The following is a 26,762-nucleotide window of genomic DNA, read 5'->3' as shown; positions in this document are numbered from 1 at the left end:
TTTACATTTACATATCTCTAAACTTAACTCGATATACTCTATAAAAACTAATTTGCATAAAATTGACACAGAAAGTCACTCACAAATATTTTCTCTCAGTATGATTAGGTTATACTCATGTCTGTAACTCTATAGATGCTTTGATATATTCTTAATGACAGAGTGCAAATGATTAGTTAGAGTGCATATTTCAAGGCTAACTATTAGCAATTATCCTAAAATCACTTTATTTCTCAGTTCTAGGTTCGGAATTATTGATGAGTCACCAAGATCACAACCCATCGAAGCGTCGTTTTATTCAAGGCGCAGCAGCAGTTATGTTACTGAGCATTAGCCCATTCGGTTTTTCTGCGAGTAGCAGCGTGGTGGCTGTGCGCATTTGGCCAGCATCGAGCTATACTCGAGTTACATTGGAATCTAGTACTCCATTGAAGTACCGTCAGTTTGTGCTTAATAACCCTGAGCGTATTGTGGTCGATCTTGAAGGGGTGCAGTTAAATAATGTATTGAAGGATATGGGAACCCAAATCCAAACACGTGATCCTTACCTCAAATTGGTTCGAGTTGGGCAATTTGATCCGAAAACGGTTCGCTTGGTATTTGAAGTTAAAAATAAAGTCAGCCCTCAATTCTTTTCAATGACCCCTGTCGCGGAGTTTAAGCACCGTTTGGTTCTCGATTTTTATCCAGGTAAAGGCGTGGAGACCAATGATGATCCTCTATTGGCATTACTTGAGGATTATAATAAAGGCGATCTTGAAGAAAGCATGCCTGCTCAAGCGAAAAAGCCTGGGAAAGCAGGGACGGATCGCCCAATTATTATTATGATCGACCCTGGACATGGTGGTGAAGACCCTGGTGCGGTAGGTAAATACAAGACACGTGAAAAAGATGTGGTTTTACAGATTGCACGGCGGTTAAAAGCTTTGATAGATAAAGACCCTAAAATGCGCTCCTATATGACACGCAATGAAGATGTCTTTATTCCGTTAAAAGTCCGAGTGGCGAAAGCGCGTAAAATGCAGGCAGATTTATTCGTTTCAATTCATGCGGATGCATTTACTAATCGTTCAGCCCGAGGCTCTTCTGTTTTTGCGCTATCGACGAAAGGTGCGACCAGTAATACGGCTCGTTACCTTGCCCAAACACAAAACGAAGCGGACTTAGTGGGCGGAGTGAGTAAAAGTGGTGATGTGTATCTTGACCATACGATGTTTGACCTTGTGCAAACTGCGACAATAAATGACAGTTTGAAATTTGGTGATGAGGTGCTAAAACGCATGGGGAGGGTTAACAAACTGCATAAGAACAAAGTTGACCAAGCCGGGTTTGCGGTACTTAAAGCACCTGAGATCCCGTCGATTTTAGTCGAAACCGCTTTTATTAGTAATTTGGAAGAAGAGAAAAAATTAAAAACAGCGAAATTCCAACAGCAAATGGCAGAATCCATTTTTGAAGGCGTTAAAGCTTATTTTCGTAACGGTGGTGAATTAGCGATCCGCAATTAGTTAATTTTAAACAGATTAAGAAAGGTGATGAACGTATGTGAATCGCCTTTTTTTATTTTTTATGGATGGTTAAAAATAGTGTTTTACAGTGGGATTAAAAAAGGTGATGGGATCAGAAAGAATATACAAATAAATTGGTTGCGGGGGCTGGATTTGAACCAACGACCTTCGGGTTATGAGCCCGACGAGCTACCATGCTGCTCCACCCCGCGACTGAAGAGGTAAAAAATTGGTTGCGGGAGCTGGATTTGAACCAACGACCTTCGGGTTATGAGCCCGACGAGCTACCATGCTGCTCCATCCCGCGACTGAATTTTTACGACTTTATACTGCAGATTTTTGTGACTTTACTGATTTAATCAGTAATTGGTTGCGGGGGCTGGATTTGAACCAACGACCTTCGGGTTATGAGCCCGACGAGCTACCAAGCTGCTCCACCCCGCGTCCGATGCGGGCACTATACTCGGGATGAGATCTGATGCAAGTTTTTTCGTGTTTTTTTTTCAAAATTTAGCATTTACAGAACAAAATTTGTTCTGTCTGGCTGTTTTTTACACTTTGATGAGTTGGTGAATGAAAATAACCACTCTAAATATATTTACACGTTTCATTCCCTAATGGGGTTTGCTATTGTGCGTTTCATATTGGATTGTTGGATTTATCTGGGTGGTAGAGTATGAATATAGAGCTAATAAAAATCGTCAATAAACAAACACTAAAGAAATGGTTTGTAACTAGTATATTTCTTTCTTTATTAGCTGGGTGCCAAACTCATCCAACGGATAAAGGCCAACAATATAAAGATGGCCGCTTAGTGCAAGATTTACAAAAAGTAAATCAAGTGAATGTACAGGGGCGACCAATTAATGCGCCAGATTTTAATAAACAGGTTAATGAAATTAAAAATGCATCACCACGGCTGTTTAAAAATAACAATGATGCTTACCATGCCATAGAAAATTGGTTGATGGCGGGGGGAGATCCAGCTCAATTGGCAAATTTCAATTTAACCGCTTTTCAAATGGAAGGTGCCGATAATTATGGAAACGTACAATTTACAGGGTATTACACACCTGTGATTGAGGCACGTCGTATGGCACAAGGTGAATTTCGTTATCCGCTGTACGGAATGCCCCCAAAAGGAAAAAAACGTTTACCTAGCCGAGCAGCGATTTATAACGGTGCCCTGAGTGATAATTTAATTTTAGCTTATAGTAATTCCCCCGTTGAAAATTTCATGATGGAAGTTCAGGGAAGTGGCTATGTTGATTTTGGGGATGGCAGCCCACTGAATTTCTTTGGTTATGCAGGTAAAAATGGTCACGCCTATAAAAGTATCGGAAAAGTGCTGGTAGATCGCGGTGAGGTTCCTCTAAGCCAGATGTCATTGCAAGCTATCCATGATTGGACTAATCAGCACAGCGAGCAAGAAGTTCGCCAACTTTTAGAAGAAAACCCGTCATTTGTCTTTTTTAAACCGCAATCATTTGTCCCTGTTAGAGGAGCAAGTGCAGTTCCTTTAATTGCGAAGGCATCCGTTGCATCAGATAAAACTCTCATTCCACCGGGTACAGCCTTACTCGCGGAAATCCCTGTATTAGATAATAATGGGAAATTTACGGGGCAGTACGAAATGCGTATGATGATAGCCTTGGATGTCGGTGGTGCAATTAAAGGGCATCATTTTGATATTTACCATGGTATAGGCCATGACGCTGGGAAAATGGCCGGTTTTTATAATCATTATGGGCGAGTTTGGGTGCTGAAAAAAAGCCAGCCGCTATTTGGTTGACTGTAGTTACAGGTTTAACTGAGGTTATTCGTTATTATGCAAGCTAAGCTTTCTGATGCTTGGATGCAGCGTTTTGCTGGGATCGGGCGTTTATATGGGCAACATGCTCTTCATCTTTTTGCACGTTCCCATGTTTGTGTCATTGGGGTTGGTGGGGTCGGTGTTTGGGCCGCGGAGGCGCTTGCACGTTCAGGTATTGGGTGCATCACATTGATTGATATGGATGATATCTGTGTGACTAATACTAATCGTCAATTACATGCCATCAAGTCGACTGTTGGGCAGCCAAAAGTTGATGTGATGAGAAATCGTATTCTAGACATTAATCCTGAATGTGTAGTGAATGTTATTGATGACTTTATTACGGTTGATAATGTCGCTCATTACCTTAGTACAGGGTTTGATTATGTTATTGATGCCATTGATAGCGTAAGACCTAAAGCTGCGTTGCTAGCGTATTGTAGGCGCTTTAAAATACCTATTATCACCACTGGTGGGGCTGGTGGGCAAATCGACCCAACAAAAATTCAAGTGGCAGACTTGGCTAAGACTATCCAAGACCCATTAGCGGCTAAGTTGCGAGAACGCTTAAAATCTGATTTTAACGTCGTTAAAAATGGAAAAGGAAAGCTTGGGATTGATTGTGTTTTTTCTACCGAGCAGCTTATGTATCCACAAAGTGATGGCACGGTATGTGCGGCAAAAAGTACTGCGGATGGTTCTAAGCGCATGGACTGCGCTTCAGGCTTTGGGGCAGTGACTATGGTTACGGCGAGTTTTGGGTTTATTGCTGTCTCACATGCACTTAAAAAGATGATAGCAAAATCACAACGGGAAATGGAAAATCTGTAAAGTGAATGAGGCTATTGCGATAGATAGCCTCATCCAATGAATTACGCAGGTGTCATTTCATTGGCAATATTTTGAATTGCAGTAATGAGTGATTGAATACCATTTTGGCGGGATTCGCTGAGTTGGTTAGGTAAGCCGGTTTGAGCTAATAAGTTATTAAAATCAATTTCCATGATCTCTTTTGCTGTTTTTTGCTCTATTGCCGCTAATAAAATGGCAAATAACCCTTTCACCACTCGGCCTTCACTATCCCCATAAAAATGAAATGTTTCATCATCATTGAGAAGCGCTCCAATCCAAACTCGGTTTTCACAGCCTTTAACCTCTTGAGTTTGCAGCTTTTCATCATCAGACAATACAGGCAGTTTTCTCGCCAATTGAATTAACAAACGATATTTATCTTCCCATGCTTTATGTGTGGAAAACTGTTCAACTATTTCTTGAATTTTAATCTCTGTACCGAATGGGTGCGGAGCAAGTTCATGGTTAGTCGAAGTCATTAGGCTTCCTTTATTGATTTATTCATTGAGTATAGAAAGTGAAACGGTGACTGCGTCAATAAATTTATCGACATCTTGCAGGTTGTTGTAAGGCATCATTGAGATACGCAAGCAGCCACTTATATTTAATGCATCCATTAATGGTTGGGTGCAGTGTTGACCATAGCGTAGTGCAATATTTTGCTCGGTCAAGAGGGCTCCCAGATCACTATGATGAACATCTTTGAAGTTAAATGATAGCAAAGGAGAATGTGGCACACTATAGCTAATAAAGCCGGGAAGTGCCGATAGTTTTTTAGTTGCATATTCGGTTAATGAGCAAGTATATGTTTCTGCTAGTGTTAAATTTGTCTCTTCCAGCCACTCTAGGACAGCTGAAAAGGCAATTACTCCAGCAATATTCGGTGTCCCTGCTTCGAACCGTTGGGGAATAGGAGCAAGTGTAAAATTATCAAATGTGACGTGAGTCAGCATTTTACCGCCACCATGCCAAGGGGACATTCGCTCTAACAGTTCTGTTTTTGCATAGCAAACCCCAAGCCCTGTGGGTCCATATAACTTATGTGCTGAAAATACATAGAAATCGATATTCAGATCACTGACATTAATAGGGCTATGGACGACACCTTGTGCACCATCAACAACGACGAGAGCTCCGATTTGGTGGGCAAGTTGGGTGACTGTCTGTATATCTGGCTGATACCCAGTTACATTGGACATTTGCGTAATAGCGATCACCTTCGTTTTTTCTGATAATTTAGATTTGAGTACATCAATGCTCAATGTCAGGTTTTTTTCAACTGGCCATTTTATAATTTTTGCACCGGTTTGCTGTGAAAGCATAATCCATGGTAATAAATTTGAATGATGTTCTATTTCACTAACAATAATTTCATCATCAGGTTGTAATGTTGAGCGAAAATAACCTTGTGTAATTAAATTAATTGATTCTGTTGTCCCGCGTGTCCAAATAATATTTCTTTCACTTGAAGCACGAATATATTTTGCAGCACGAATTCGCCCCTGCTCATAATCACGTGTTAATTTTAATGATTCAGGTGACTGCCCTCGGTATACCGAACTGCCCGACAAGCGGTAGTAGTCATTTGATGCATTGATCATGGCAATAGGTTTCAGTGCAGTGGCGGCACTATCAAAAAATAGTGTTGACGAGTCTATCGCTGGAAAGGCGAGGCGAAATGTGGTGTCGCTAAAATGATCCATGAGTATTTTCTTTTTAGTCAAAATTTCAAGGTAATTTGAATTACTGAGTGCTGTATTGCTGATTGTACATTTATTAGTACATTTATAGTTATTTTCTGATTAATTTAAACCCATCATTTTTTAATCTAAACATTGAAATATTTTGTTACGTTTGGTATTAATTGTTGGTAATTATTCTAGATGTGGTTTCAAGATGATTCAGTGTTTTGCATTACAATGCAACGCCTTTTACGTATAAATTTATTTTTTTAAGTGCTTAGTAAATAATTTTCAAGATTTATCTTAAATATCTTACTGAAAGTTTTTTCTGTACACTTGTATTTATCTATAGATATTTGTATTTATTAAGTTAAATTGCTTAAGTAAATACCGAAATGACATTAAAAAAAGAGTAAAAAAAGAGTAAAAAAAAGCACCGCGTGTTGGCGGTGCACTATATAAAATCACTATGGACAGACAGGGTAAATGTACAGGAAGTGAAAAAACAGTAGCTAAAGCTACAAAGGTCTGGTTCAACCAGACAACTTGCAAACACAACATCACAACCACAAAGCCAAAAGTTTCAAAGTAACTAAACTCTGTAACTTTTCGTTCCGGCTTAGGAAGTGTGCATACTATAGGTATTTACTAGCGTATCCTCAAGGGACAAATTATAATGCTTCGGATGAAAAAAACTAATGCATAACAAGATGCCAAGTAGAAGTGATTATGTCTAAAAGATTACCGCCCCTAAATGCACTGAGAGTCTTTGACGCTGCAGCTCGTCATTTAAGTTTTACTAAGGCAGCAGAAGAATTATTTGTCACTCAAGCGGCCGTTAGCCACCAAATGAAAAGTTTGGAGGATTTCCTTGGGTTGAAATTATTTCGTCGACGCAATCGGTCATTGTTGTTGACAGAAGAGGGACAAAGTTATTACCTTGATATTAAAGAAATTTTTTCTTCTTTAAATGAGGCGACACGTAAGCTACAGGCAAGGAGCGCGAAGGGAGCATTAACAGTGAGTTTATCCCCAAGTTTTGCGATTCAGTGGCTGGTACCAAGGCTTTCAGGCTTTAATCAAGCCTACCCAGGAATTGATGTGCGGATCCAAGCTGTAGATAGAGAAGAAGATAAATTGGCTGATGACGTTGATGTCGCTATTTTCTACGGTAAGGGTAATTGGCCAGGATTAAGAACAGATAGGCTTTATGCTGAATATTTAATGCCAGTCTGTTCACCATCTTTATTAACTGGGGATAGCCAACTAAAAGTTCCTGAAGATCTAGCAAAACATACGTTACTTCACGATTCTTCACGAAGAGACTGGCAAGCATATGTTAAGCAACTAGAGTTACAAAATGTAGTCAATGTACAGCAAGGCCCTATTTTTAGTCATAGTGCTATGGTGATTCAAGCTGCTGTTCATGGTCAGGGGGTTGCATTAACGAATAATGTTATGGCCAAAAATGAAATTGACGCAGGGCGCTTAGTTTGTCCCTTTAGTGAGGTATTAGTTAGTAAAAACGCTTTCTACCTAGTTTGCCAAGAAAATCAGGCAGATTTAGGAAAAATAGCTGCATTTCGCCAATGGATCCTTGGGCAGGCAGCAAGTGAACAAGAGAAATTAGGCTTTATTACGGGTGACCAAGATGTGGCGCTTATTCAGTAATCAAGTATTTAAATAAAAGGTGTTACTGTGAATAGTCGTTTGATGTTAATTTTCGCTGGAATTAGTGGCTTCTTTACTGTGGCTTTCGGAGCTATTGGTTCGCATGCGTTATCGTCAATTATGAGTGTCCATCAAATGGACTGGATTGAAATAGGGCTACGTTATCAAATGCTGCATACTGTAGCACTGATGGTGCTTGGGGCTGTTTTATTGCGTAAAATTATCCTATGGTTCTATTGGTCAGGTGTGTTTTTCTCTGTTGGAATACTTCTTTTTAGCGGTAGCCTTTATTGTATGGCACTATTGCAGGTAAAATACTTCTCTTATTTTACGCCAATAGGTGGTGTATGTTTCCTAATTGGTTGGCTGTTAGTGGTTATTGGCGCTATGCGTCTAAGGAAATCGGCGTCACGCAATGAGTAATAAAATTGCACTATATTGCCGTCCAGGCTTTGAAAAAGAATGTGCAGCAGAGATTACAGATAAAGCAGGGCAAAAAGAGATTTATGGTTTTGCCCGCGTAAAAGAAAATAGTGGTTATGTTATTTTTGAGTGTTATCAAGCAGAAGATGCCGACACACTCGCACGGACGTTGCCTTTTCGAGAATTAATTTTTGCTCGTCAAATGATTGTAATAGGAGACTTACTTAAGGACTTACCGCCTGAAGACCGTATTACTCCGATTGTAAATGCATTGAGTCAGCAAGTTGCGCGGGCAGGTGATATCCGTGTTGAAGTTGCTGATACCAACGAATCGAAAGAGCTGCTGAAATTTTGCCGTAAGTTTACGGTACCTTTGCGTAATGCATTACGCAAAGAAAAAATCTTATTGCCACTAGAAAACTTTAAGCGGCCCGTTATTCATGTGTTCTTTATTGCCCCAGGTTGTTGCTATACCGGGTATTCATATACCAATAATAGTTCAAATTTCTATATGGGGATCCCAAGGTTAAAATTCCCATCGGATGCGCCGAGCCGTTCAACCTTAAAACTTGAGGAAGCTTTCCATGTCTTTATTCCTTATGAAGAGTGGGAAGAGCGTTTAGCGAGCGGAATGAAAGCAGTCGATCTTGGTGCATGTCCAGGTGGATGGACTTATCAATTGGTAAAACGTAGTATGATGGTGGATGCTGTAGATAACGGCCCAATGGCGGAAAGCCTTATGGATACAGGGCAAGTTAAGCATCACCGTGAAGATGGGTTTAAATTTAAACCAACGTCCCACAATATTACGTGGTTAGTCTGTGATATGGTCGAAAAACCGGCTAAAGTTGCTGCGTTAATGACGGAGTGGCTTGCACAAGGTTGGTGCCGAGAGGCCATTTTTAACTTAAAATTGCCGATGAAAAAGCGCTATGAAGAAGTTTCACATATCTTAGAAAAGATGAAAACACAGCTTAAAGAGCAAGGCGTTAATGTGTTGATTCAAGCGAAACAGCTTTATCATGACCGCGAAGAAGTGACTGTACATGTGATGAGGATATGGTCGGCAAATCCAATGGCACGCGAGTATTATTAATCCATAAAATCAGCTAATAAGAAGGGCCACTAATTAAGTGGCCTTCTTGTATATATTAGTTGGTTCTATAACGTAGCTGATTCAAATTTCCTTGTAACGCGATATCGGTTCTTAAAGTTGCAATATCTCGACAAATCAATGCCATTTCCTGTTGATTGATGAGTTTTTTCTGCCACTTTTCTTCAAGTTTATCTAAATTAGCAAATATATTTTCAATAGAATGGTATTGCTGCAATAAGGTTGTGGCACTTTTGGGGCCAATACCTGCAACCCCAGGAACCTTACTGCTACTGATCCCTGCGAGTCCCCAATAATCAGGGAGTTGCTCAGGAGAAACACCAAATTCTTTCTCGATAAAGGGGATATCAAGCCAGCGCTTTTGAAAATAGTCACGAATTCTTAAGTTAGGAGAAAGGAGTTGGCAATAACCTTTATCTGTGGACACGATGGTAACCGTATGACCAGAGCCCGCAATGCGTGTTGCTAAGGTTGCGGCTAAGTCATCAGCTTCATCCCCTTCAGACTGCCAGCAGTGAATCCCTTTTTCTTTAAATAAAGCGGTTAATGCAGGGAGTTCGGCATGCAAATCTTCAGGCATAGGTTGTCGGCCAGCTTTATAATCAGGCAGCTTTTCATGGCGCCAGCTTTGATGACGTCCTTCTTCATCAAACACAGCGACAATGTGTGTGGCCTCTGTATGGGTGATCAACTGCGCTATTGCAGATAAACAAGTTTCTCCACATGGGCTTCCTTGCACCGCGTGGATCCGGCGTATTAAGTTTAATGCATCAATAATTAATAAATGGATCATAAATACGCCATCATTATTTATTTCACGATTTCATAGCAAGGTTCGTATGCAGTACCACCCGGTAATTTCATACGATGTTGTTCAACGAAGCCTTGTAATAACACATCCATACGCTTCATTAGCTCACTATCACCGTGAATTTTGAATGGGCCATGTTTTTCGATGGCTTTCATACCAACTTCTTTCACGTTACCAGCGACAATACCGGAGAAAGCACGACGTAAATCTGAAGCCAATTTTTCAGGTGCTTGTCCTGGGTGTAGGTTCAGTGACGCCATATTTTCATGCGTTGGTTCGAATGGATGCTGTAAATCGTGAGCAATTTTGATCGACCAGTTGAAGCTATAGGCATCACCAGTGCTACGGCGATTTTCTTTAACTTGTGGCATGCTACGTTTCATCACACGAGCAACTTCTGGAGCATCATCAATAATAATTTGGTAATGCTTGCTGGCTTCATCACCTAAAGTGTGACGAATAAAATCGTCTAATACTTCAAAGTATTCAGCACTTTCTTTTGGACCCGTTAAAATCAATGGCAGAACTTGTTCACTGTTAGCTGGATCCATCAAGATACCAAGTAAATAAAGCAACTCTTCAGCTGTACCGACACCGCCAGGGAAGATAATAATCCCATGACCTAATCGAACGAATGCCTCTAAACGTTTTTCGATATCAGGCATAATGATGAGCTCGTTCACTAATGGGTTTGGTGGCTCAGCCGCAATAATTGAAGGTTCAGTTAAGCCGATAAAACGGCTATTTTTGTATTGTTGTTGGGCATGGCCAACAGCAGCACCTTTCATTGGTGCTTCCATAGCTCCGGGACCACAACCTGTACAGATATTGAGTTCACGTAAGCCAAGTTCGTTACCGACCTTACGACCATATAGGTATTCAATTTCATTAATTGAGTGGCCACCCCAGCAAACAATCATACTTGGGTCTTCATCAATGTGCAGTGCGCGAGCATTACGCAAGATGGAGAAAATCATGTTGGTGATGTGGGTGCCATTTTCGAGGTCTAGATTAAATCGCTCTTTGGCATGTGTAATTTGCGCATGTACGAATAAAATGTCACGTAATACGGCAAACAGGTTTGCTTGTAAGGTGCGGATGATTTTACCATCAACGAAGGCTTTTTCTGGTGGCTCGATAAGTTCGAGCTTAACGCCGCGCTCACGACGTAATACGTTGATATCAAAATCTTTACTTTTTTCTAAAAGCTCTTTACTGCTATCGGTTAAGCTGCCTGAATGCAAAACGGCTAAAGAGCAATTCCTAAATAATTGGTACAAATCGCTACTGGCCGTGCGTTTTAGCATATCAACTTCAAGTTGAGAGAGTAGATCCATAGATCCTAATGGACTGATGTGAGTAATCAAGTAGTACTCCTTTACCCAATGGGTTCTTGATATGTGATTGTACTGTAAATGCATTAATTACATTTATTTTTCAACTATATGTCACTTATTGCCGTGATAAACGACCTAATTCAGGCTTAAATTCTTCATTACTACGCCATGGGTTTATATCAAGCCCTCCACGGCGAGTATAGCGTGCGTAAACACTTAATTTTTCAGGTTTACACAATTGCATAATGTCAGTGAAAATGCGTTCAACGCACTGTTCGTGAAATTCATTATGATGACGAAATGAAACTAAATAACGCAATAAAGCTTCGCGATCAATTTTTGGCCCACGATAGTGGATTTGCACAGAGCCCCAGTCAGGTTGATTGGTAATTAAGCAGTTTGATTTTAATAAATGGCTTACTAACGTTTCGTCGACAACCTGTTGCTGGGTACAATTCGCCAAATAGTCTCGATTAAACTCATAATTATCAATATCAATTTCTTGCTCATCAATACATTCGCCAAGTAATGGCTGGATAGGTTGATGAGAAAAATGGGCTAATTTATGGAGTGTAACGCTTACTTGGCCATTAGCACAGTGGCTTAAATCATTTTGCAAAGCGCTTCGCACATTTTCCCAAGTTTCAAAACGTGTTTGGTTAAAACTGTTTAGATAAAGCTTAAAACTTTTTGATTCAATTAAATTTTCGCTATTTGCATCAACACTAACCGAACCTATTGCTACCTGAGGAACACCACGCTGATTTAGCCATGAAAGCTCATACATTGTCCAAATATCGGCACCGTGAAACGGAAGCGCCTTAGCGTGAATGGCTAAAGGATCTCGATTTAAACTACGAGGGACGGCTTGCAATAATGTGGCATCATATCGGTCATGGTACGTCGTTTTCTTCCCAAGTGTTAAATTATTAAGTGCGGGATTATTCTGGTAGTGTGACATAGGGGTCCTTATACTTCATAAACTTAAAATGAGGCTTACAGGTAAAAAATTGGGATGTTTTCTTCATTTGCAAACTTCTGTCATAATACCATTTATCTACTACATTGACGCCTTTCTCTTTAAATTGGCTACAAAAAACGCATAACTATGAATACATCACACTCTGTCGCTCTACAAAATTTTACTCACAAATATATTTCGCAGTGGCACCAACAAACGGGTTTACCTCCTGCCTCAACAGATCTCTATGGTGTTCCATCTCCATGTATTGTCCGTACAGGTGAAAACTGGGTTTATTGGGAGCCTCAGCCATTCCCAATAAAGGATGCGAACTTAGACAAAGTCGCGACAGCATTGGAAATCAATTTACAAGATGACATCCATGCTTTTTATACGACACAACTTGCTGGTGATATGAAAGCCACATTTCGAGATATTACGCTGAGTTTAGTGCAGGTATGGAATGAAGATGATTTCATCCGTTTGCAAGAAAATTTAATTGGCCATTTAGTCACTCAGAAGCGCTTAAAACTATCCCCCACGCTGTTCATTGCGACTTTAGAATCAGAGATTGAAATGATTTCAATGTGTAATCTCACGGGGGAAATTATATTAGAAAAATTTGGTAGTCAGGAAAGGCGTGTACTTTCTTCGAATTTAACAAGTTTTCTCGATGAACTAGTGGTTGTCATTGAACCTCAGGGGTAAGTATTTTGAAGTGGTTTTGTGTAAGCAAATGCCTACAATTGAGCTAAGTCATCTCTTAAAAAACGATCTTTATATTGTAATGATAATTATTTAACTTTTAATTTCATGGCGTTACTATCTGGTTTGTGATTTGTAGGTATTTTCACCGTATTATTGTTTATTTTGCTAGGTTGTTTCATTAATACATTTAATGCATTCTTATCTCGCTGGACAGGGTAAACTCGTTTAGCTTTTTATACCTTAATGCTTAATATAAGGTGTAAAAATTGTTTAAAACAAAGCGATGGAACGCGACTAGGTGACGAATCTATAAATTTGTTTTAATCAACAGGATGTTGAATGACGGGAAGTCATTTGCAGGATGCGTAAATTTTAAAGTATGAGCCAGTCAGCTTCGGTTGACTGGCTTTTTTAGTTATGCGTTTATTACAGTAGAGAGATAGAAAAGTATCAATGGTAATTTAACTTGTTAAAAATCAATGCATTGCCCTGGTTGAGTTTTCGGTTAACGAGGCAATAATATCTTGGGTCATGGTATCGCGTAGTGCTTCTCGGCGGCGAAATTCAGCACGACGCTGGCTTTTCACTGACTCAATGTCTCGTACTGGTTCTTGAATGGGTAATTGGAACCAACCATCAGGTGTTTTCTTTGCACTACATTCTTGCCAAAACGTATCGTAGCTTGATTTCAAATGCTGGCTCTTAATATGGCACTGGTTTGAAATCCCTAATATTGATTTGGCCTGAAAGAAGGTTGCTACTGCATAAACCGCGGACATTAATAAGTTTTTCGGTCTCATTCCGTGCATCTGCTTAGTTATCAACCTAACTTGGTCGACACTTTGTTCAGTGGAAGGGCCTTGTAAAGAGCACACATACAATTGTCCTTCAGGGCCAAAGGAAAAACTCATTAAATAAATATCGTCACCCGTTTCATTTCTCAAGTGTAAGGTGAGATCACCTTCCCGAGGATATTGAGAATAAATCAATGTTAATTGAGCAAATTCTCCTGATTTTAATTCAATGTTGGCTACATTAAGCCCTTGGCGCTTAGCACAAAACATCGCTTCAAGCGCTTCAGGTTTAAATGTGGTTTCAATTAAATTTAGCGTGTAGCTGGCAGTTAATAATTTTTGTTTTCCATTCCAATTTTTATGTAGGTATTTATTGATTGGGCGCTCAATGAAGTGAGGAACGCCTTCAATAACGGAAGAAAACTGAGCACTACGGTAGTTTTGACACATAAATTGATAATGCTGATATTGTGACGAAGGTAGCTTTGAAATGCGTATTTTTCTTTTTAATTCAATATAGTTAGAGTTTAAAGCTTTCCAGACTTTATTTTCCTTGCGCCACTGTTTTAGTCGTCCCATAAATAAACCATTTTGCTGTTAATTATTTTGTAAGTTATAAATTGATAAAACATTTAATTTTACATGTGTTATCTGCAACGAAACATAAACAGAATTTATTAAATGAGTTGTTAGCTTAATGGTCGCGATAATAATTATAGATAAGGAAAATGAATCAGCTTGTATTTACTCATTTTTAACCCCATTTATTCGACAGAATTGTTATACAAAATATCGTATATTTGCCATTGCTATTACTAAATGAGTTTAAGTATGAATATTGAACAACGTATCATTGAGAAGCTTCGTCACTTAGAAGAGGAAATGAAATTAAAATCTCTTTGGAGGGAGCAACCGCCTTTGCCAGACGCTTTTAATAGTGTAGAGCCTTTTTGTATTGACACGATGGAGGCGATAGAGTGGCTACAGTGGATTTTGATCCCCCGCCTGCAAATGTTAATTGAGCAAGGGGCGACGCTGCCAACTAACTTTGCGGTTGCTCCTTATTTTGAAGAAGCTTATAAGCATGATGAAGAAGAACAATACACCCTAATTATTGATTATTTGCGTGAATTAGATGGTTTTTTCTCAACAAAGACCCACGGGTAATTTATTGATGCTGGAAATTATTTATCACGATGAGTATATGGTGGCTGTGAATAAGCCCGCGGGGATGCTAGTGCATCGCAGTTGGCTGGACAGTAAAGAAACCGTCTTTGTGATGCAAACATTACGTGACCAAATTGGCCAGTATGTTTATCCCATTCATCGCTTAGATAGGCCAACCTCAGGTATATTACTTTTTGCATTATCGAGTGAGGTTGCAAGGCTGTTGTCGGCTCAATTTGAAAACCATCAGTTAGAAAAAGTGTATCATGCCATTGTTCGTGGCTATTTAACTGAAGAGCAAACCATCGATTATCCGTTGTTAGAAGAGTTAGATAAAATTGCGGATAAGCATGCATCACGTGAGCCTGTTTTGCAGGAGTGTGTTACCCACTGTAAACCGATAGCAACAGTTGAATGTCCCATTGCGATTGGGCGATATGAAACATCAAGATTTAGTTTGGTTGAATTAAAACCTGAAACTGGTCGTAAACATCAATTGAGAAGGCATATGTCTCACCTTCGCCATCCTATTATTGGAGATAGCAAGCATGGCGACTTACGCCAAAATAGAGGCGTGAATACGCATTTTTCAGTATCGCGCTTGATGTTACATGCCAGCTTATTAAATTTAAACCACCCAATAACAAAAGAAAATATATCGTTGGTTGCCACATGGGATACACAATGGTTGTCATTAATTGAGCAATTTGGATGGTCAGGCAAAGTTGAAAAATTAGGGATAAACGTTATTAACTCATCAAGTTAACTATAAAATAGAGGGAAAGTTATGTCAAAAATAGGCATTTTTGTTGGAACTGTCTACGGTAACTCTTTAGCTGTTGCAGAAACAGCACAAGAAATTTTAGAGCAGCTAGGGCATGAAGTGGTTGTTTTTGATGAGCCCACCTTGAACGATTGGCAACTTTATAATTCAGGCAATGAAATTGCGCTTATTGTTACCTCGTCGACAGGGCAAGGAGATTTACCGGACACTATCGCTCCGTTATATAGTGAAATCAAAGATGTTGTCGGTTATCAACCTGACTTGCGTTATGGCTTAATTGCTTTAGGCGATAGCAGCTATGAAAGCTTTTGTGGGGCCGGTATTCGTTTTGATGAGTTGTTAGCTGAACAATCAGCGACCCGTATTGGTGATATTTTATTTATTGATGCAATTGAGGTGGATGTTCCTGAGGAGTTTGCTAAGCCTTGGATTGAAGCGTGGGCAGAGCTGCTCTAAAAAATGTCTGCACCGTAGTATTACCTATATTAATGATAAATATTGGCAGTGCTACGGCGCAGTAAATTAATCATTTCACCTGTAAATTATTTACGGGTCAGTTTTTCTAGATCCGCTTCAATTTCTGCGATCTTATTTGAAACCACGTGTTCAAGATGGCGTAAGTCATCAAGAATTTTGTGTTTTAAATCAATATCAGTTTGATCTGTTTGGCAAATTTGGTCTAGTTCTTCGATGGCATAACGCAGGTTAGTGTTAATTTCATTAATTTCTTTGAAATTATTATTACCGTCAGCAATAGTTTTACGCTGGCGTGGGTATTTGAATTTTACACTTTTAGCGAAAAACTCACCTTTATCTTTGCGAAAATATATTTTTAAAATGTCATTATTCGCTTCTTGGCGTAAGGTGTAGCGGTCGATGTCTTGAGGGTTACTGATGCCTAAACTTTTCAAATTATCGTACATGTTAGCTCGCTTTACTGTAGAGACAGAGTCGGTAAACAAAGTGATAGTGTGAGCAGGCCGTAACAATATCGGTCTATTTCTCGTTAATAAGTTATCTATTCCACTCGTTTGGATGATAGATAGAATGATGTTATTACACAAACAGCATCATTATAATGAAAAATAAAATAATACAGTTTTATTAAAGGTAAACGGCAAAAGCCACGGATATATTATGCGCGATTTGTAGAAATTGACAAACTTCTCTTTGCAATTAATGCGCTAATATTAAAAGGTAACACTGATATGGCCACCCGAGTTGCATACGGGGGTATGCGATTCGGGATAGCTTTGGTTTTTTAACCTAATTACCGTCGCTCACATAAAAGCTTATTATAAAAACCAGTAACAGGTTTGGCGTGAGATTATAAAGGGTTAACTATTCATCAATGGTTCGTAATAATTCATTAATGCCTACTTTACCGCGGGTTTTTTCATCGACTTTCTTGACAATGACTGCGCAATACAGGCTATAACGACCATCTTTAGATGGTAGATTACCCGAAACAACTACGGAGCCAGCAGGGACTCGGCCATAATGGATTTCACCCGTTTCACGGTCATAGATTTTGGTGCTTTGCCCCAAATAAACGCCCATTGAAATGACGGAACCCTCTTCAACAATTACCCCTTCAACGACTTCAGAACGAGCACCAATAAAGCAATTGTCTTCAATAATCGTTGGGTTGGCTTGTAATGGTTCGAGTACACCACCGATCCCTACACCACCAGATAAATGCACGTTTTTACCAATCTGTGCACATGAGCCAACGGTTGCCCACGTATCCACCATCGAGCCCTCATCAACGTAGGCACCAATGTTGACATATGACGGCATTAATACGCTATTTTTAGCAATATAAGCGCCTTTACGTACCGCGGCAGGGGGAACAACTCGGAAGCCTTCTTTCTCGAAGCGAGCTTGGTCATAATCTGCAAATTTCATCGGGACTTTATCGAAATAACGGCTTTCTGCACCGTCAATGACTTGGTTATCTTGAATGCGAAATGATAATAAAACTGCTTTTTTCAGCCATTGGTGGGTAACCCAAACACCAGCAATTTTTTCAGCGACACGTAATTTTCCGTTGTCGAGTAATGCTATGGTATCTAGCACGGCTTGCTTTACCGAACTTGATACGGTATTTGGTGTGATATTGGCTCGCTCTTCGAACGCTTGTTCAATGATCGCTTGTAAATGCTGCATTGATTGTGTTTTCCTCTTAAATGACCTAAAAGTGAACGTTCACCATAAAAATGTGATGAACGCTATATTTTATCCTTCGATTTTAGGGTTTCTGTCAACCTTTCTGATAACTCTTGTTGCATATTTTTAGTCAAGGCCTTGTGATCTTTATCTGCTAAGACAAAGAAATCTTCTACTTTTTCGCCAATTGTCGTGATGCGTGCGCCATATAGCGAAATTTCCATTTGCGCAAAAATATGACCGATACGAGCCAATAACCCCGGTTGATCCAAAGCGAACAGCTCCATATAAGTGCGACGTTCGTTAGTGGAATGCAGGAAATTCACTTTTGTTGGCACAGTAAAGTGACGTAATTTTGACGGTAAGGTACGCGACTTAGGCAGTGAAATTTCAGGTTGCTGTACGGCTAATAACAACATTTTTCGGATATGGTCGTATCTGTCTTTGGATAGAGGGCTACCGTTAGGTTCCAGTACGATGAAGGTATCCATGGCCATATTGTCTTTATTGGTGAAAATTTGAGCGCTATGAATGCTTAAATTTCGCCGATCTAATTCGCTGGCAACAGCTGCAAATAAATGGGGTTTATCATGGCACCAAATAAAAATTTCGGTTCCGCCATGCTTAGGTTGCGTGCTGATTAACACCAATGGCTGGCTCAAGTCGTGGGCCAGTAAGTGCTTAGCATGCCATGCTAATTGGGATGGCGTATGACGTAAAAAATAATCAGCATGGCAGCGAGACCATAAGTTTTGTAGTTTCTCTTCATCGATGGATGATTGGCGCAGTAATGATAAAGCTTGATAACGGTGATGACGAATGCGTTCGCGTAAGTCAGGGGTACTTTGCATGCCTTGATTTAACTGGTGTTCTGTCGATAAAAATAGCTCACGAATTAAACTTTGTTTCCAGCTATTCCATAGCGTGCTATTTGTGGCACAAATATCTGCAACTGTTAAACACATCAAGTAGTTAAGCCGTGCAACAGTTTTAACTTCTCCTGCAAATTGCTTGATAATATCAGGGTCCTGAATATCGCGTCGTTGAGCTGTCACTGACATTAATAAGTGATTTTTTACCAACCAGGAAGCCAATTCAGCTTCTTTGACAGAAAAATCATGCAGTAAGGCGAAATCATAAACAAACTCAGAGCCGAGATCAGAGTGATCCCCTGAGCGGCCTTTAGCGATATCATGGAAAATCGCAGCTAATCGTAAAAGTTCGGGATGCAATAACTTGGGGTAAACACTGACACAAAGAGGGTGATCTCGGCGGTTTTCTTCTAATGTAAAACTATCAATTTTTTGCAGTACGCGGATCGTGTGTTCATCAACGGTATACGCATGAAATAGGTCGAATTGCATTTGACCAACGATATTGCCCCATAATGGAGTGTAGGCACTTAATACACTGTGAAGGTGCATAGGGACAAAAGCCCCTTTGATTGCTCTGGGATGGCGTAAAATTTTAATAAACAGTTTTCGGGCTTCAGGGATTTCGCATAGTGGCACTGAAAGGTTGCGGCGTGCATAACGAAGCTGACGCAATGTGGTGGAATAGATCCCTGTAATATTTGGATAGCGAGCCATTTGATAAAACATTTTTAAAATGGCGGCTGGCTGCTTAATAAATAACTCTTCATCAATAACGTCAATCAATGACCCGCGTAATTGGAATAGTGAATCAATAGTGCGGGGCTTTTCGTTGGGGTTAAGTGTTAAAATAGCTTCATCAAATAACTGCAATAACATTTGATTAAGTTCTCGAACACGGCGAGTGACGCGATAGAAATCTTTCATCATCCGTTCAACGGGTTGGTTTTTTTCGCCTTCATAACCCAGTAAGCGAGCCACACTAAACTGGCGGTCAAATAGCAGTCGATTATCATGGCGTTTCACCACTAAATGGAGTGCAAAGCGAATTTTCCATAAAAACATTAAGCACTCTTTGAGTTCTTGGCGCTCTTCTTCAGTGAGAAAGCCAAAGCCTACCATTTCATCGACGGTAGTTGCACCAAAATGGCGTCGTCCGACCCACAGTAAGGTATGGATATCTCGCAATCCCCCAGGGCTACTTTTAATATCAGGTTCTAAATTATAGCTGGTGCTATGGAAGCGTTGATGACGCTCTTGTTGCTCTTCAATTTTTGCGGCAAAAAAGACGGCAGAAGGCCAAAAACCATCGCTAAAAATGGTTTTTTGTAATCGTAAAAACAGAGTGACATCACCACAAATTAACCGTGATTCAATGAGGTTAGTTGCGGTGGTTAGATCCGCATTTCCGGCTTCAATACATTCAGCAAGGGAACGAACACTGTGGCCGATATCAAACCGCAAATCCCACAAGAGCGTGATAAATTGCCCTATTTCGCTAGCGATGTGTTCTGGAAGGGGGTTTTTACTTAAAACTAAAATATCAATGTCAGAAAGTGGATGTAGTTCATGGCGCCCATAACCCCCAACGGCGATCAGTGACATATCGGGCTGCTTATCAAATTTAAAAGATTGCCATAATCGAGTTAGTAACGCATCAAGGTAATCACTTCGCAAGTGAATAAGGTCGGCAACATTTTTACCTTGGTTGAAAGCCTCTTCCAACCATTGGTCGAAATCATCGACATGTTGTCTTAATGAATTCAATTCGAGGTCATGAGGACTAAATTGATTCGGAGATAGGTAGGAAGCTGAATTGGCTGTCATCTTTATCTTTCCGTATTGATAGCAATAGGGGTTAGCTACCAGCTTACGGTTTTTTGATAAAAATGAACAGAGGTAGAGCCTTCGATTAAAAAGGCTCTAAGAAGAAGATTATTCGTTAACTAATACCGCAGAGATAAAGGGCTCTTCTTCTTTACGGAGTGTGAGTATTTCACAGCCGTTATCTGTTACGACTAATGTGTGCTCATATTGCGCTGACCAACCGCGGTCTTTGGTTTTAACTGTCCAGCCATCTTTCATGGTACGAATGCGGTGATCACCCGTGTTGACCATTGGCTCAATGGTAAAAGTCATCCCTTTTTGCAGGACTACGCCACTGTCATCAGCGTCATAGTGCAGAACTTGTGGCTCTTCATGGAAACCTTGCCCAATGCCGTGGCCGCAATATTCACGCACAACTGAGAAATCTTGTTTTTCGACAAATTCTTGAATTGCTTTGCCCAGGGTACGTAAGCGAATACCCGGTTTAACCATACGGATAGCTAAATACAAGCTGTCTAGGGTGACTTGGCAAAGGCGTTCGCCTTGAATTGTCGGTTTACCAACGATAAACATTTTGGAGGTATCGCCATGGAAACCCTCTTTAATAACAGTGACATCGATATTGACAATATCGCCATCTTTCAAAATTTTATCGTCGCTAGGAATACCGTGGCAGATGACATCATTCACGGAAATACAAACAGATTTAGGAAAACCGTGATAATCCAAACATGCAGGGATAGCTTTCTGCACATCAACAATGTGTTGATGACATAGGCGGTCTAATTCACCTGTACTAACACCCGGCACAACGTGCGGTGCAATCATTTCTAATACTTCTGCTGCTAAGCGACCAGCAACTCGCATTTTCTGAATATCTTCTTCAGTTTTGATAATAATAGCCATGAATTTAGTCCATTCATGCCAACATTGATTTGATGGCATGTTAAAAAGAGGGGGGAAAATAGGGAGCCCATTTTACCTCGATAAGATATATGGTAACAGCCACCACATTTTCTGCCAACTAGCTATCGAGTGGATCCGAAAGTCGAAGTCGCTGCATAGTAGATAAGGAACGGTACGGAGTTTGTTCATTTTGAGCTTTTAATAGCACAAAATGCAAAATAATCACGAAGGCCATTGAGAATGGCATAATAAAAATAAGGCTTTTTTATCTTGTCAAAAAGTGACTATAATTAGCCTGAGTGATGGTTAAATATTGCTCAGGCGAATCGCTTTAAATTAAATCCATTTTTAGGCATTTTTGTGAACGAAAAAAACAACAAAAGTTGGCTTCTAAGTTGGTTTTATGGTATAAAGCGCGCCGGCAATCCATATTATTTCTTATCAGCATCATCGAAGTGTCATTTTATGGCATCAAGATGAAGTGGCTTATGATGAAAGTTTGGATGTGCGAAACTTAAAACTCAATTGTGTAATAACACACACAAATCGACACGTGCACCGGGGTGCTCTTATGCGTTTTAACGCAGCTTTGGAGTCGGTAGCATGGGATTTGTGGAGGCATAACCCCAATTACTTAAATACAGAGGTATTAAATGGCAACTGTTTCCATGCGCGATATGTTACAAGCAGGCGTACACTTTGGTCACCAGACTCGTTACTGGAACCCAAAAATGAAACCTTTCATTTTCGGTGCGCGTAACAAAGTTCATATCATCAACCTGGAAAAAACTGTTCCAATGTTCAACGAAGCTCTGGCTGAGTTGACTAAAATTGCTTCTCGTAAAGGCAAAATTCTGTTTGTCGGTACTAAACGTGCTGCAAGCGAAGCCGTTCAAGAAGCTGCTAACAGCTGTGATCAGTATTTCGTTAACCACCGTTGGTTAGGCGGAATGTTGACTAACTGGAAAACCGTTCGTCAGTCAATCAAACGTCTGAAAGATTTAGAAGTTCAATCACAAGACGGTACTTTCGACAAACTGACTAAGAAAGAAGCGCTGATGCGTACTCGTGAACTTGGTAAGTTAGAAAACAGCTTAGGCGGTATCAAAGATATGGGCGGTTTACCTGACGCTCTGTTCGTTATCGATGCAGACCACGAACACATCGCTATTAAAGAAGCAAACAACTTGGGTATCCCAGTATTTGCTATCGTTGATACTAACTCTGATCCAGACGGTATCGACTTCGTTATCCCTGGTAACGATGATGCAATCCGTGCAATCAAACTGTATCTGGGCGCTGTAGCAAGCACCGTTCGTGAAGGTCGTTCACAAGATCTGGCTGTTCAAGCAGAAGAAAGCTTAGTAGAAGCTGAATAATAAGGTTTAAACCCTTATTTAGGTATTGCTATACAGGTACTGCTATATGTTAGAAGGGGCCTGATTTAGGCCCCTTTTATATATGAATCAGAACTATCCACGTGGGGAATATTCCCACGGGGAATATCGAGGAATAAATCACATGTCTGGAATTACCGCTGCATTGGTAAAAGAACTGCGCGAACGTACTGGCGCAGGTATGATGGAATGTAAAAAAGCACTTGTTGAAGCTAATGGTGACATCGAATTAGCAATTGATAACATGCGTAAATCAGGTCAAGCAAAAGCGGCTAAAAAAGCAGGTCGCGTTGCAGCTGAAGGTGTTATCCTGACTGAAGTTTTCAACGGTGGTAAAACAGGTGCTCTGGTTGAGCTGAACTGCGAAACTGACTTCGTTGCTAAAGATGCAGGTTTCATAGCATTCGGTAAAGAAGTTTTAGCTTCTGTTGTCGCTGACAAAAATGCGGATATCGAAGCGCTGAAAGCAAAATTCGAAGAAGCTCGTACAACATTAGTTGCGAAAATTGGTGAAAACATCAATATTCGTCGCGTTGCTATTCTGGAAGGCGCACAAGTAGGTAGCTACCTGCACGGTGCACGTATTGGTGTTTTAGTTGCAGCTGAAGGTGCTGACGAAGAATTACTGAAACACATTGCTATGCACATCGCTGCAAGCAAACCTGAATATGTGACTCCAGATGATGTCCCTGCTGATGTTGTTGCTCACGAGCACCAAATCCAGTTAGACATCGCTATGCAATCGGGTAAACCACGCGAAATCGCTGAAAAAATGGTTATCGGTCGCATGAACAAATTCACTGGCGAAATCTCTCTGACTGGCCAGCCTTTCGTAATGGACCCAAGCAAATCTGTTGGTGACTTACTGAAAGAGAAAGGTGCTACAGTTTCTGGTTTCCTTCGTTTTGAAGTTGGTGAAGGTATCGAAAAAGTTGAAACTGACTTTGCAGCAGAAGTTGCTGCAATGAGCAAGTAATCAACTAAGGGCCGCCAATTGGCGGCTCTGTTTTATATACGTCTATTCCCATCGATGTTTATGTCACTTACATAAATAGCGCTAGAATTCATTGTGTATAAAAACATTGTATTTAAACTCATTAAAAATTTAGGTATGTAGAATTCTATAATTCTACGTATGTTACCCCAATAAATCTCTGTTAGGACAGAACACCATGGCAACCAATGCAAAACCCGTTTATCAGCGTATCCTGCTTAAGCTAAGTGGCGAAGCCTTACAAGGCGCAGAAGGTTTTGGTATCGATGCTAGCGTTTTAGATCGTATGGCTCAGGAAATCAAAGAACTCATAGAACTGGGTATACAGGTCGGTGTCGTTATTGGCGGTGGTAACCTGTTTCGTGGTGCTGGTTTGGCACAAGCAGGCATGAACCGTGTTGTCGGAGACCACATGGGAATGCTAGCAACTGTGATGAACGGACTCGCAATGCGTGATGCATTACATCGCGCCTATGTGAATGCAAGACTGATGTCTGCAATTCCACTTAACGGTGTCTGTGATAACTATAGCTGGGCAGAAGCTATTAGCTTGTTACGTCACGGCCGTGTTGTTATTTTTTCTGCAGGAACAGGCAACCCATTTTTTACAACAGACTCTGCTGCGTGTCTACGTGGCATTGAAATTGAAGCGGATGTTGTATTAAAAGCGACAAAAGTTGATGGTGTGTATTCAGCAGACCCTGCTAAGGACCCAGATGCGGTCCTTTATGAAAATCTGAGTTACCAAGAAGTTTTAGAGCGTGAACTTAAAGTGATGGACTTGGCTGCGTTCACATTAGCACGTGACCATAACTTACCGATTCGCGTATTCAATATGAATAAGCCAGGCGCTTTACGACGCGTAGTTATGGGCGAAAATGAAGGAACTCTGATTTCTCACAATTAATACTCAGAGACATGACCTGAGTTTAAATGTATTATCTAGCATATAAATTCAGACTATTTAAGCGAGGCCGCATCGCGGCCTTTAATAACCAGTTCTTAAGGGTTGAAAACGTGATTAATGAAATCCAAAAAGATGCTCAAGACCGTATGGAAAAGAGCCTTGAAGCATTCAAAAACCAAATTAGTAAAGTTCGTACAGGCCGTGCATCCCCAAGTCTGTTAGATGGTATTACTGTTGAATATTATGGTTCAGCAACGCCTCTGCGCCAATTAGCAAACGTCACTGTTGAAGATTCACGCACATTAGCGATTTCTGTTTTTGACCGCAGCATGTCACCTGCGATTGAAAAAGCGATTATGGCATCTGACTTAGGTCTGAACCCATCATCAGCGGGTACCGTGATCCGTGTTCCTCTTCCTCCATTAACGGAAGAGCGTCGTAAAGACTTAATTAAAGTGGTTCGTGGTGAGGCAGAACAAGGCCGTATTGCTGTTCGTAACGTGCGCCGTGATGCTAACGATAAAGTAAAAGCTTTACTGAAAGATAAAGAAATCAGTGAAGATGATGAGCGTCGTTCACAGGATGATATCCAAAAGCTGACTGATAACTACATCAAGAAAGTTGATGAGTCATTAGCGCAAAAAGAAGCGGAGCTGATGGAGTTTTAATCCATCATGATAATAAAGCCACCAAAGCAAACAACTGTAAAAGTGTGCGCTAGCGTGGCTTTATTATTTTCATATCTATTAATAAATCTTTTCTAATCATTAAGCTGATATAATCTCAGTATTGAATTAATACAGAGTAACCAATCACTATGAAACGTCTGACAATCCTGGGTTCTACAGGTTCAATTGGTACCAATACACTTTCTGTTGTTCGCCAAAATCCCGAAAAATTTCAAATTATTGCTTTAGTGGCAGGAAAGAATGTCGCTGAAATGGCGAAACAGTGCCTTGAGTTTAATCCGAAATATGCCTCAATGGCGGATGAACCATCTGCAAAAGCGTTAAAAACTATTTTGACAGAGAATAATTGTAAAACTGAAGTTTTATCAGGAAAACAAGCTGCAATTGACCTTGCTGGCCTTGATGATGCAGACCAAGTGATGTCAGCAATTACCGGGGTTGCCGGTTTACTTCCTACTTTAGCAGCAATACGCAAAGGTAAAAGAATATTATTAGCGAATAAAGAGTCTTTAATTACCAGTGGCCGTTTATTCTTTAATGAGATTCGCAAGCACAATGCAACTGTGTTTCCTATTGATAGTGAGCATAATGCTATCTTCCAAAGTTTACCTGAAATTATTCAATTAAATTTAGGATTCTCTGATTTGTCTGCATCGGGTATTTCGAGCATCGTATTAACCGGTTCAGGCGGCCCATTTAGGGATACCCCGTTATCGCATTTTGATAATGTTACACCTGATGAAGCGTGTAACCACCCAAATTGGTCAATGGGGCGAAAAATATCAGTCGATTCAGCGACAATGATGAATAAAGGGCTAGAATATATTGAGGCTTGCTATTTTTTTAATGCGAGCGCCGAGCAAATGGAAGTGATTATCCATCCTCAATCTGTTATTCATTCCATGGTTCGGTATCAAGATGGTAGCGTGATAGCCCAGTTGGGGACGCCAGATATGCGTACACCGATTTCATACAGCATGGCTTATCCCCAGCGTATCGTATCTGGCGCAAAACCGCTTGATTTTGCAACACTTTCATCATTAACGTTTGTTCAGCCTGACTATCAACGTTATCCTTGCTTGAAGCTTGCAATCGATGCCTGTCATCAAGGACAAGCCGCGACAACTGTACTTAATGGTGCTAATGAAATGACCGTTGCCGCATTTCTTGAAGGTAAAATACGCTTTACGGATATCGCCAAAATCAACCACAATGTATTAGAAAACCAAGTTTTTTCTGAACCAGTTTCGATTGAAGAGGTCTTAGAAATCGACGGATGGGCGCGTAAAAATGCAGAAAAAATAATCGCTCAGACAATTTAGAACTGGTATGTGTTTTATTTAGTTGCTGATAGCCATAATAACTCTTTAATATGT

Annotated in this window: 25 protein-coding genes and 3 tRNA genes; 15 read left to right on the top strand and 13 right to left on the bottom strand. The window is 40.3% G+C overall.

Annotation, left to right across the window (positions count from 1 at the left end):
• Nucleotides 1–257 precede the first annotated feature (257 nt).
• Nucleotides 258–1,508, top strand: a complete 1,251-nt coding sequence (gene amiC / locus M1E86_RS15505) for an N-acetylmuramoyl-L-alanine amidase AmiC (protein ID WP_213913033.1) — start codon at nt 258–260, stop codon at nt 1,506–1,508.
• 135 nt (nt 1,509–1,643) lie between these two features.
• Here the strand turns inward: amiC and M1E86_RS15500 are convergent.
• The 3 genes from M1E86_RS15500 to M1E86_RS15490 form a co-directional block, all read right to left on the bottom strand.
• Nucleotides 1,644–1,720: transfer RNA gene (locus M1E86_RS15500), tRNA-Met, on the bottom strand.
• An 18-nt stretch (nt 1,721–1,738) separates the two neighbouring features.
• Nucleotides 1,739–1,815: transfer RNA gene (locus M1E86_RS15495), tRNA-Met, on the bottom strand.
• 60 nt (nt 1,816–1,875) lie between these two features.
• Nucleotides 1,876–1,952: transfer RNA gene (locus M1E86_RS15490), tRNA-Met, on the bottom strand.
• 232 nt (nt 1,953–2,184) lie between these two features.
• Here M1E86_RS15490 and mltA point away from each other — a divergent pair.
• Both mltA and tcdA read left to right on the top strand, forming a co-directional pair.
• Complete coding sequence (gene mltA, locus M1E86_RS15485) at nt 2,185–3,300, top strand: murein transglycosylase A (RefSeq protein WP_248466945.1); 1,116 nt, start codon at nt 2,185–2,187, stop codon at nt 3,298–3,300.
• Nucleotides 3,301–3,336: 36 nt separating this feature from the next.
• Entirely contained in the window at nt 3,337–4,152 is an 816-nt protein-coding gene (gene tcdA / locus M1E86_RS15480) for a tRNA cyclic N6-threonylcarbamoyladenosine(37) synthase TcdA (RefSeq protein ID WP_125890303.1), read from the top strand.
• 41 nt (nt 4,153–4,193) lie between these two features.
• On the opposite strand, the gene csdE is transcribed toward tcdA, so the two are convergent.
• Together csdE and csdA are read right to left on the bottom strand one after the other, a co-directional pair.
• Complete coding sequence (csdE, locus tag M1E86_RS15475; protein ID WP_125890302.1) at nt 4,194–4,652, bottom strand: cysteine desulfurase sulfur acceptor subunit CsdE; 459 nt, start codon at nt 4,650–4,652, stop codon at nt 4,194–4,196.
• Between the two features lie 18 nt (nt 4,653–4,670).
• The gene (csdA, locus tag M1E86_RS15470) at nt 4,671–5,876 is read right to left on the bottom strand and encodes a cysteine desulfurase CsdA (protein WP_213913032.1); all 1,206 of its coding nucleotides are present in this window, start codon (nt 5,874–5,876) and stop codon (nt 4,671–4,673) included.
• A gap of 708 nt (nt 5,877–6,584) precedes the next feature.
• Between csdA and M1E86_RS15465 the strand changes: the two genes are divergently transcribed.
• Genes M1E86_RS15465 through rlmM form a run of 3 tightly spaced genes read left to right on the top strand, consistent with a single transcriptional unit; the run spans nt 6,585 to nt 9,045 of the window.
• Nucleotides 6,585–7,526, top strand: a complete 942-nt coding sequence (locus M1E86_RS15465) for a transcriptional regulator GcvA (protein ID WP_102139949.1) — start codon at nt 6,585–6,587, stop codon at nt 7,524–7,526.
• Between the two features lie 27 nt (nt 7,527–7,553).
• Complete coding sequence (locus M1E86_RS15460) at nt 7,554–7,949, top strand: DUF423 domain-containing protein (RefSeq protein WP_125890300.1); 396 nt, start codon at nt 7,554–7,556, stop codon at nt 7,947–7,949.
• Nucleotides 7,942–9,045 carry a 23S rRNA (cytidine(2498)-2'-O)-methyltransferase RlmM gene (rlmM, locus tag M1E86_RS15455; protein ID WP_125890299.1) on the top strand — a complete coding sequence of 368 codons (1,104 nt, stop codon included), beginning with the start codon at nt 7,942–7,944 and terminating at the stop codon, nt 9,043–9,045. The genes M1E86_RS15460 and rlmM overlap by 8 nt, the downstream gene beginning before the upstream one ends.
• Before the next feature lie 55 nt (nt 9,046–9,100).
• On the opposite strand, the gene xni is transcribed toward rlmM, so the two are convergent.
• The 3 genes from xni to queF form a co-directional block, all read right to left on the bottom strand.
• Nucleotides 9,101–9,856: a flap endonuclease Xni gene (xni, locus tag M1E86_RS15450; protein WP_213913031.1), complete on the bottom strand. Its 756-nt coding sequence runs from the start codon at nt 9,854–9,856 to the stop codon at nt 9,101–9,103.
• A gap of 17 nt (nt 9,857–9,873) precedes the next feature.
• Nucleotides 9,874–11,241 (bottom strand): nucleotide 5'-monophosphate nucleosidase PpnN, encoded by a 1,368-nt coding sequence (gene ppnN, locus M1E86_RS15445; RefSeq protein ID WP_102139946.1) that lies wholly within the window; start codon nt 11,239–11,241, stop codon nt 9,874–9,876.
• An 85-nt stretch (nt 11,242–11,326) separates the two neighbouring features.
• A complete protein-coding gene (gene queF / locus M1E86_RS15440) occupies nt 11,327–12,172 on the bottom strand; it encodes an NADPH-dependent 7-cyano-7-deazaguanine reductase QueF (protein ID WP_213913030.1) in 846 nt (281 codons plus the stop codon).
• Between the two features lie 147 nt (nt 12,173–12,319).
• On the opposite strand from queF, the gene syd reads away from it, so the two are divergent.
• Nucleotides 12,320–12,880, top strand: coding sequence for a SecY-interacting protein (syd, locus tag M1E86_RS15435; protein ID WP_213913029.1), 561 nt, complete (start codon nt 12,320–12,322; stop codon nt 12,878–12,880).
• 476 nt (nt 12,881–13,356) lie between these two features.
• Here the strand turns inward: syd and M1E86_RS15430 are convergent, their stop codons facing one another.
• Entirely contained in the window at nt 13,357–14,253 is an 897-nt protein-coding gene (locus M1E86_RS15430) for a DUF535 family protein (protein WP_213913028.1), read from the bottom strand.
• A 252-nt stretch (nt 14,254–14,505) separates the two neighbouring features.
• Here M1E86_RS15430 and M1E86_RS15425 point away from each other — a divergent pair, with 252 nt between their 5' ends.
• Genes M1E86_RS15425 through M1E86_RS15415 form a run of 3 tightly spaced genes read left to right on the top strand, consistent with a single transcriptional unit; the run spans nt 14,506 to nt 16,081 of the window.
• Nucleotides 14,506–14,841, top strand: coding sequence for a YqcC family protein (locus tag M1E86_RS15425; protein WP_125890295.1), 336 nt, complete (start codon nt 14,506–14,508; stop codon nt 14,839–14,841).
• Nucleotides 14,842–14,848: 7 nt separating this feature from the next.
• Nucleotides 14,849–15,607 carry a tRNA pseudouridine(65) synthase TruC gene (gene truC / locus M1E86_RS15420; protein WP_213913027.1) on the top strand — a complete coding sequence of 253 codons (759 nt, stop codon included), beginning with the start codon at nt 14,849–14,851 and terminating at the stop codon, nt 15,605–15,607.
• 21 nt (nt 15,608–15,628) lie between these two features.
• Nucleotides 15,629–16,081, top strand: coding sequence for a flavodoxin (locus M1E86_RS15415; protein WP_319862124.1), 453 nt, complete (start codon nt 15,629–15,631; stop codon nt 16,079–16,081).
• 86 nt (nt 16,082–16,167) lie between these two features.
• On the opposite strand, the gene M1E86_RS15410 is transcribed toward M1E86_RS15415, so the two are convergent.
• The 4 genes from M1E86_RS15410 to map all read right to left on the bottom strand — a co-directional run bounded on the left by M1E86_RS15410 (nt 16,168) and on the right by map (nt 21,399).
• Nucleotides 16,168–16,548, bottom strand: coding sequence for a DUF3461 family protein (locus tag M1E86_RS15410; RefSeq protein WP_004908747.1), 381 nt, complete (start codon nt 16,546–16,548; stop codon nt 16,168–16,170).
• Nucleotides 16,549–16,966: 418 nt separating this feature from the next.
• Complete coding sequence (dapD, locus tag M1E86_RS15405) at nt 16,967–17,794, bottom strand: 2,3,4,5-tetrahydropyridine-2,6-dicarboxylate N-succinyltransferase (RefSeq protein ID WP_213913025.1); 828 nt, start codon at nt 17,792–17,794, stop codon at nt 16,967–16,969.
• Between the two features lie 62 nt (nt 17,795–17,856).
• On the bottom strand, nt 17,857–20,493 hold the full coding sequence (gene glnD, locus M1E86_RS15400; RefSeq protein WP_213913024.1) for a bifunctional uridylyltransferase/uridylyl-removing protein GlnD: 2,637 nt from the start codon (nt 20,491–20,493) through the stop codon (nt 17,857–17,859).
• A gap of 108 nt (nt 20,494–20,601) precedes the next feature.
• Entirely contained in the window at nt 20,602–21,399 is a 798-nt protein-coding gene (gene map / locus M1E86_RS15395; RefSeq protein WP_166264459.1) for a type I methionyl aminopeptidase, read from the bottom strand.
• Nucleotides 21,400–22,052: 653 nt separating this feature from the next.
• On the opposite strand from map, the gene rpsB reads away from it, so the two are divergent.
• From rpsB to ispC, 5 genes are all read left to right on the top strand, one after another.
• Entirely contained in the window at nt 22,053–22,778 is a 726-nt protein-coding gene (rpsB, locus tag M1E86_RS15390; RefSeq protein WP_004257504.1) for a 30S ribosomal protein S2, read from the top strand.
• A gap of 142 nt (nt 22,779–22,920) precedes the next feature.
• Nucleotides 22,921–23,772 carry a translation elongation factor Ts gene (gene tsf, locus M1E86_RS15385; protein WP_213913023.1) on the top strand — a complete coding sequence of 284 codons (852 nt, stop codon included), beginning with the start codon at nt 22,921–22,923 and terminating at the stop codon, nt 23,770–23,772.
• A 196-nt stretch (nt 23,773–23,968) separates the two neighbouring features.
• On the top strand, nt 23,969–24,697 hold the full coding sequence (pyrH, locus tag M1E86_RS15380; RefSeq protein WP_004257499.1) for a UMP kinase: 729 nt from the start codon (nt 23,969–23,971) through the stop codon (nt 24,695–24,697).
• Nucleotides 24,698–24,807: 110 nt separating this feature from the next.
• On the top strand, nt 24,808–25,365 hold the full coding sequence (frr, locus tag M1E86_RS15375; RefSeq protein WP_125890289.1) for a ribosome recycling factor: 558 nt from the start codon (nt 24,808–24,810) through the stop codon (nt 25,363–25,365).
• A gap of 149 nt (nt 25,366–25,514) precedes the next feature.
• Entirely contained in the window at nt 25,515–26,708 is a 1,194-nt protein-coding gene (gene ispC, locus M1E86_RS15370; protein ID WP_125890288.1) for a 1-deoxy-D-xylulose-5-phosphate reductoisomerase, read from the top strand.
• The last annotated feature ends 54 nt before the right edge of the window (nt 26,709–26,762 follow it).

This window comes from Providencia sp. PROV200, from assembly GCF_049901995.1.
GTDB lineage: Bacteria > Pseudomonadota > Gammaproteobacteria > Enterobacterales > Enterobacteriaceae > Providencia > Providencia rettgeri_E.
Note: the sequence above shows the minus strand (reverse complement) of the source record. Positions and strands in the feature narration are given on the sequence as shown.

What these genes read in the sequence shown, in the direction of transcription:
- amiC (WP_213913033.1), top strand. Translation starts at nt 258, where the DNA reads ATGAGTCACCAAGATCACAACCCATCGAAGCGTCGTTTTATTCAAGGC.
- mltA (WP_248466945.1), top strand. Translation starts at nt 2,185, where the DNA reads ATGAATATAGAGCTAATAAAAATCGTCAATAAACAAACACTAAAGAAA.
- tcdA (WP_125890303.1), top strand. Translation starts at nt 3,337, where the DNA reads ATGCAAGCTAAGCTTTCTGATGCTTGGATGCAGCGTTTTGCTGGGATC.
- csdE (WP_125890302.1), bottom strand. Translation starts at nt 4,652, where the DNA reads ATGACTTCGACTAACCATGAACTTGCTCCGCACCCATTCGGTACAGAG.
- csdA (WP_213913032.1), bottom strand. Translation starts at nt 5,876, where the DNA reads ATGGATCATTTTAGCGACACCACATTTCGCCTCGCCTTTCCAGCGATA.
- M1E86_RS15465 (WP_102139949.1), top strand. Translation starts at nt 6,585, where the DNA reads ATGTCTAAAAGATTACCGCCCCTAAATGCACTGAGAGTCTTTGACGCT.
- rlmM (WP_125890299.1), top strand. Translation starts at nt 7,942, where the DNA reads ATGAGTAATAAAATTGCACTATATTGCCGTCCAGGCTTTGAAAAAGAA.
- xni (WP_213913031.1), bottom strand. Translation starts at nt 9,856, where the DNA reads ATGATCCATTTATTAATTATTGATGCATTAAACTTAATACGCCGGATC.
- queF (WP_213913030.1), bottom strand. Translation starts at nt 12,172, where the DNA reads ATGTCACACTACCAGAATAATCCCGCACTTAATAATTTAACACTTGGG.
- syd (WP_213913029.1), top strand. Translation starts at nt 12,320, where the DNA reads ATGAATACATCACACTCTGTCGCTCTACAAAATTTTACTCACAAATAT.
- M1E86_RS15430 (WP_213913028.1), bottom strand. Translation starts at nt 14,253, where the DNA reads ATGGGACGACTAAAACAGTGGCGCAAGGAAAATAAAGTCTGGAAAGCT.
- M1E86_RS15425 (WP_125890295.1), top strand. Translation starts at nt 14,506, where the DNA reads ATGAATATTGAACAACGTATCATTGAGAAGCTTCGTCACTTAGAAGAG.
- truC (WP_213913027.1), top strand. Translation starts at nt 14,849, where the DNA reads ATGCTGGAAATTATTTATCACGATGAGTATATGGTGGCTGTGAATAAG.
- M1E86_RS15415 (WP_319862124.1), top strand. Translation starts at nt 15,629, where the DNA reads ATGTCAAAAATAGGCATTTTTGTTGGAACTGTCTACGGTAACTCTTTA.
- M1E86_RS15410 (WP_004908747.1), bottom strand. Translation starts at nt 16,548, where the DNA reads ATGTACGATAATTTGAAAAGTTTAGGCATCAGTAACCCTCAAGACATC.
- dapD (WP_213913025.1), bottom strand. Translation starts at nt 17,794, where the DNA reads ATGCAGCATTTACAAGCGATCATTGAACAAGCGTTCGAAGAGCGAGCC.
- glnD (WP_213913024.1), bottom strand. Translation starts at nt 20,493, where the DNA reads ATGACAGCCAATTCAGCTTCCTACCTATCTCCGAATCAATTTAGTCCT.
- map (WP_166264459.1), bottom strand. Translation starts at nt 21,399, where the DNA reads ATGGCTATTATTATCAAAACTGAAGAAGATATTCAGAAAATGCGAGTT.
- rpsB (WP_004257504.1), top strand. Translation starts at nt 22,053, where the DNA reads ATGGCAACTGTTTCCATGCGCGATATGTTACAAGCAGGCGTACACTTT.
- tsf (WP_213913023.1), top strand. Translation starts at nt 22,921, where the DNA reads ATGTCTGGAATTACCGCTGCATTGGTAAAAGAACTGCGCGAACGTACT.
- pyrH (WP_004257499.1), top strand. Translation starts at nt 23,969, where the DNA reads ATGGCAACCAATGCAAAACCCGTTTATCAGCGTATCCTGCTTAAGCTA.
- ispC (WP_125890288.1), top strand. Translation starts at nt 25,515, where the DNA reads ATGAAACGTCTGACAATCCTGGGTTCTACAGGTTCAATTGGTACCAAT.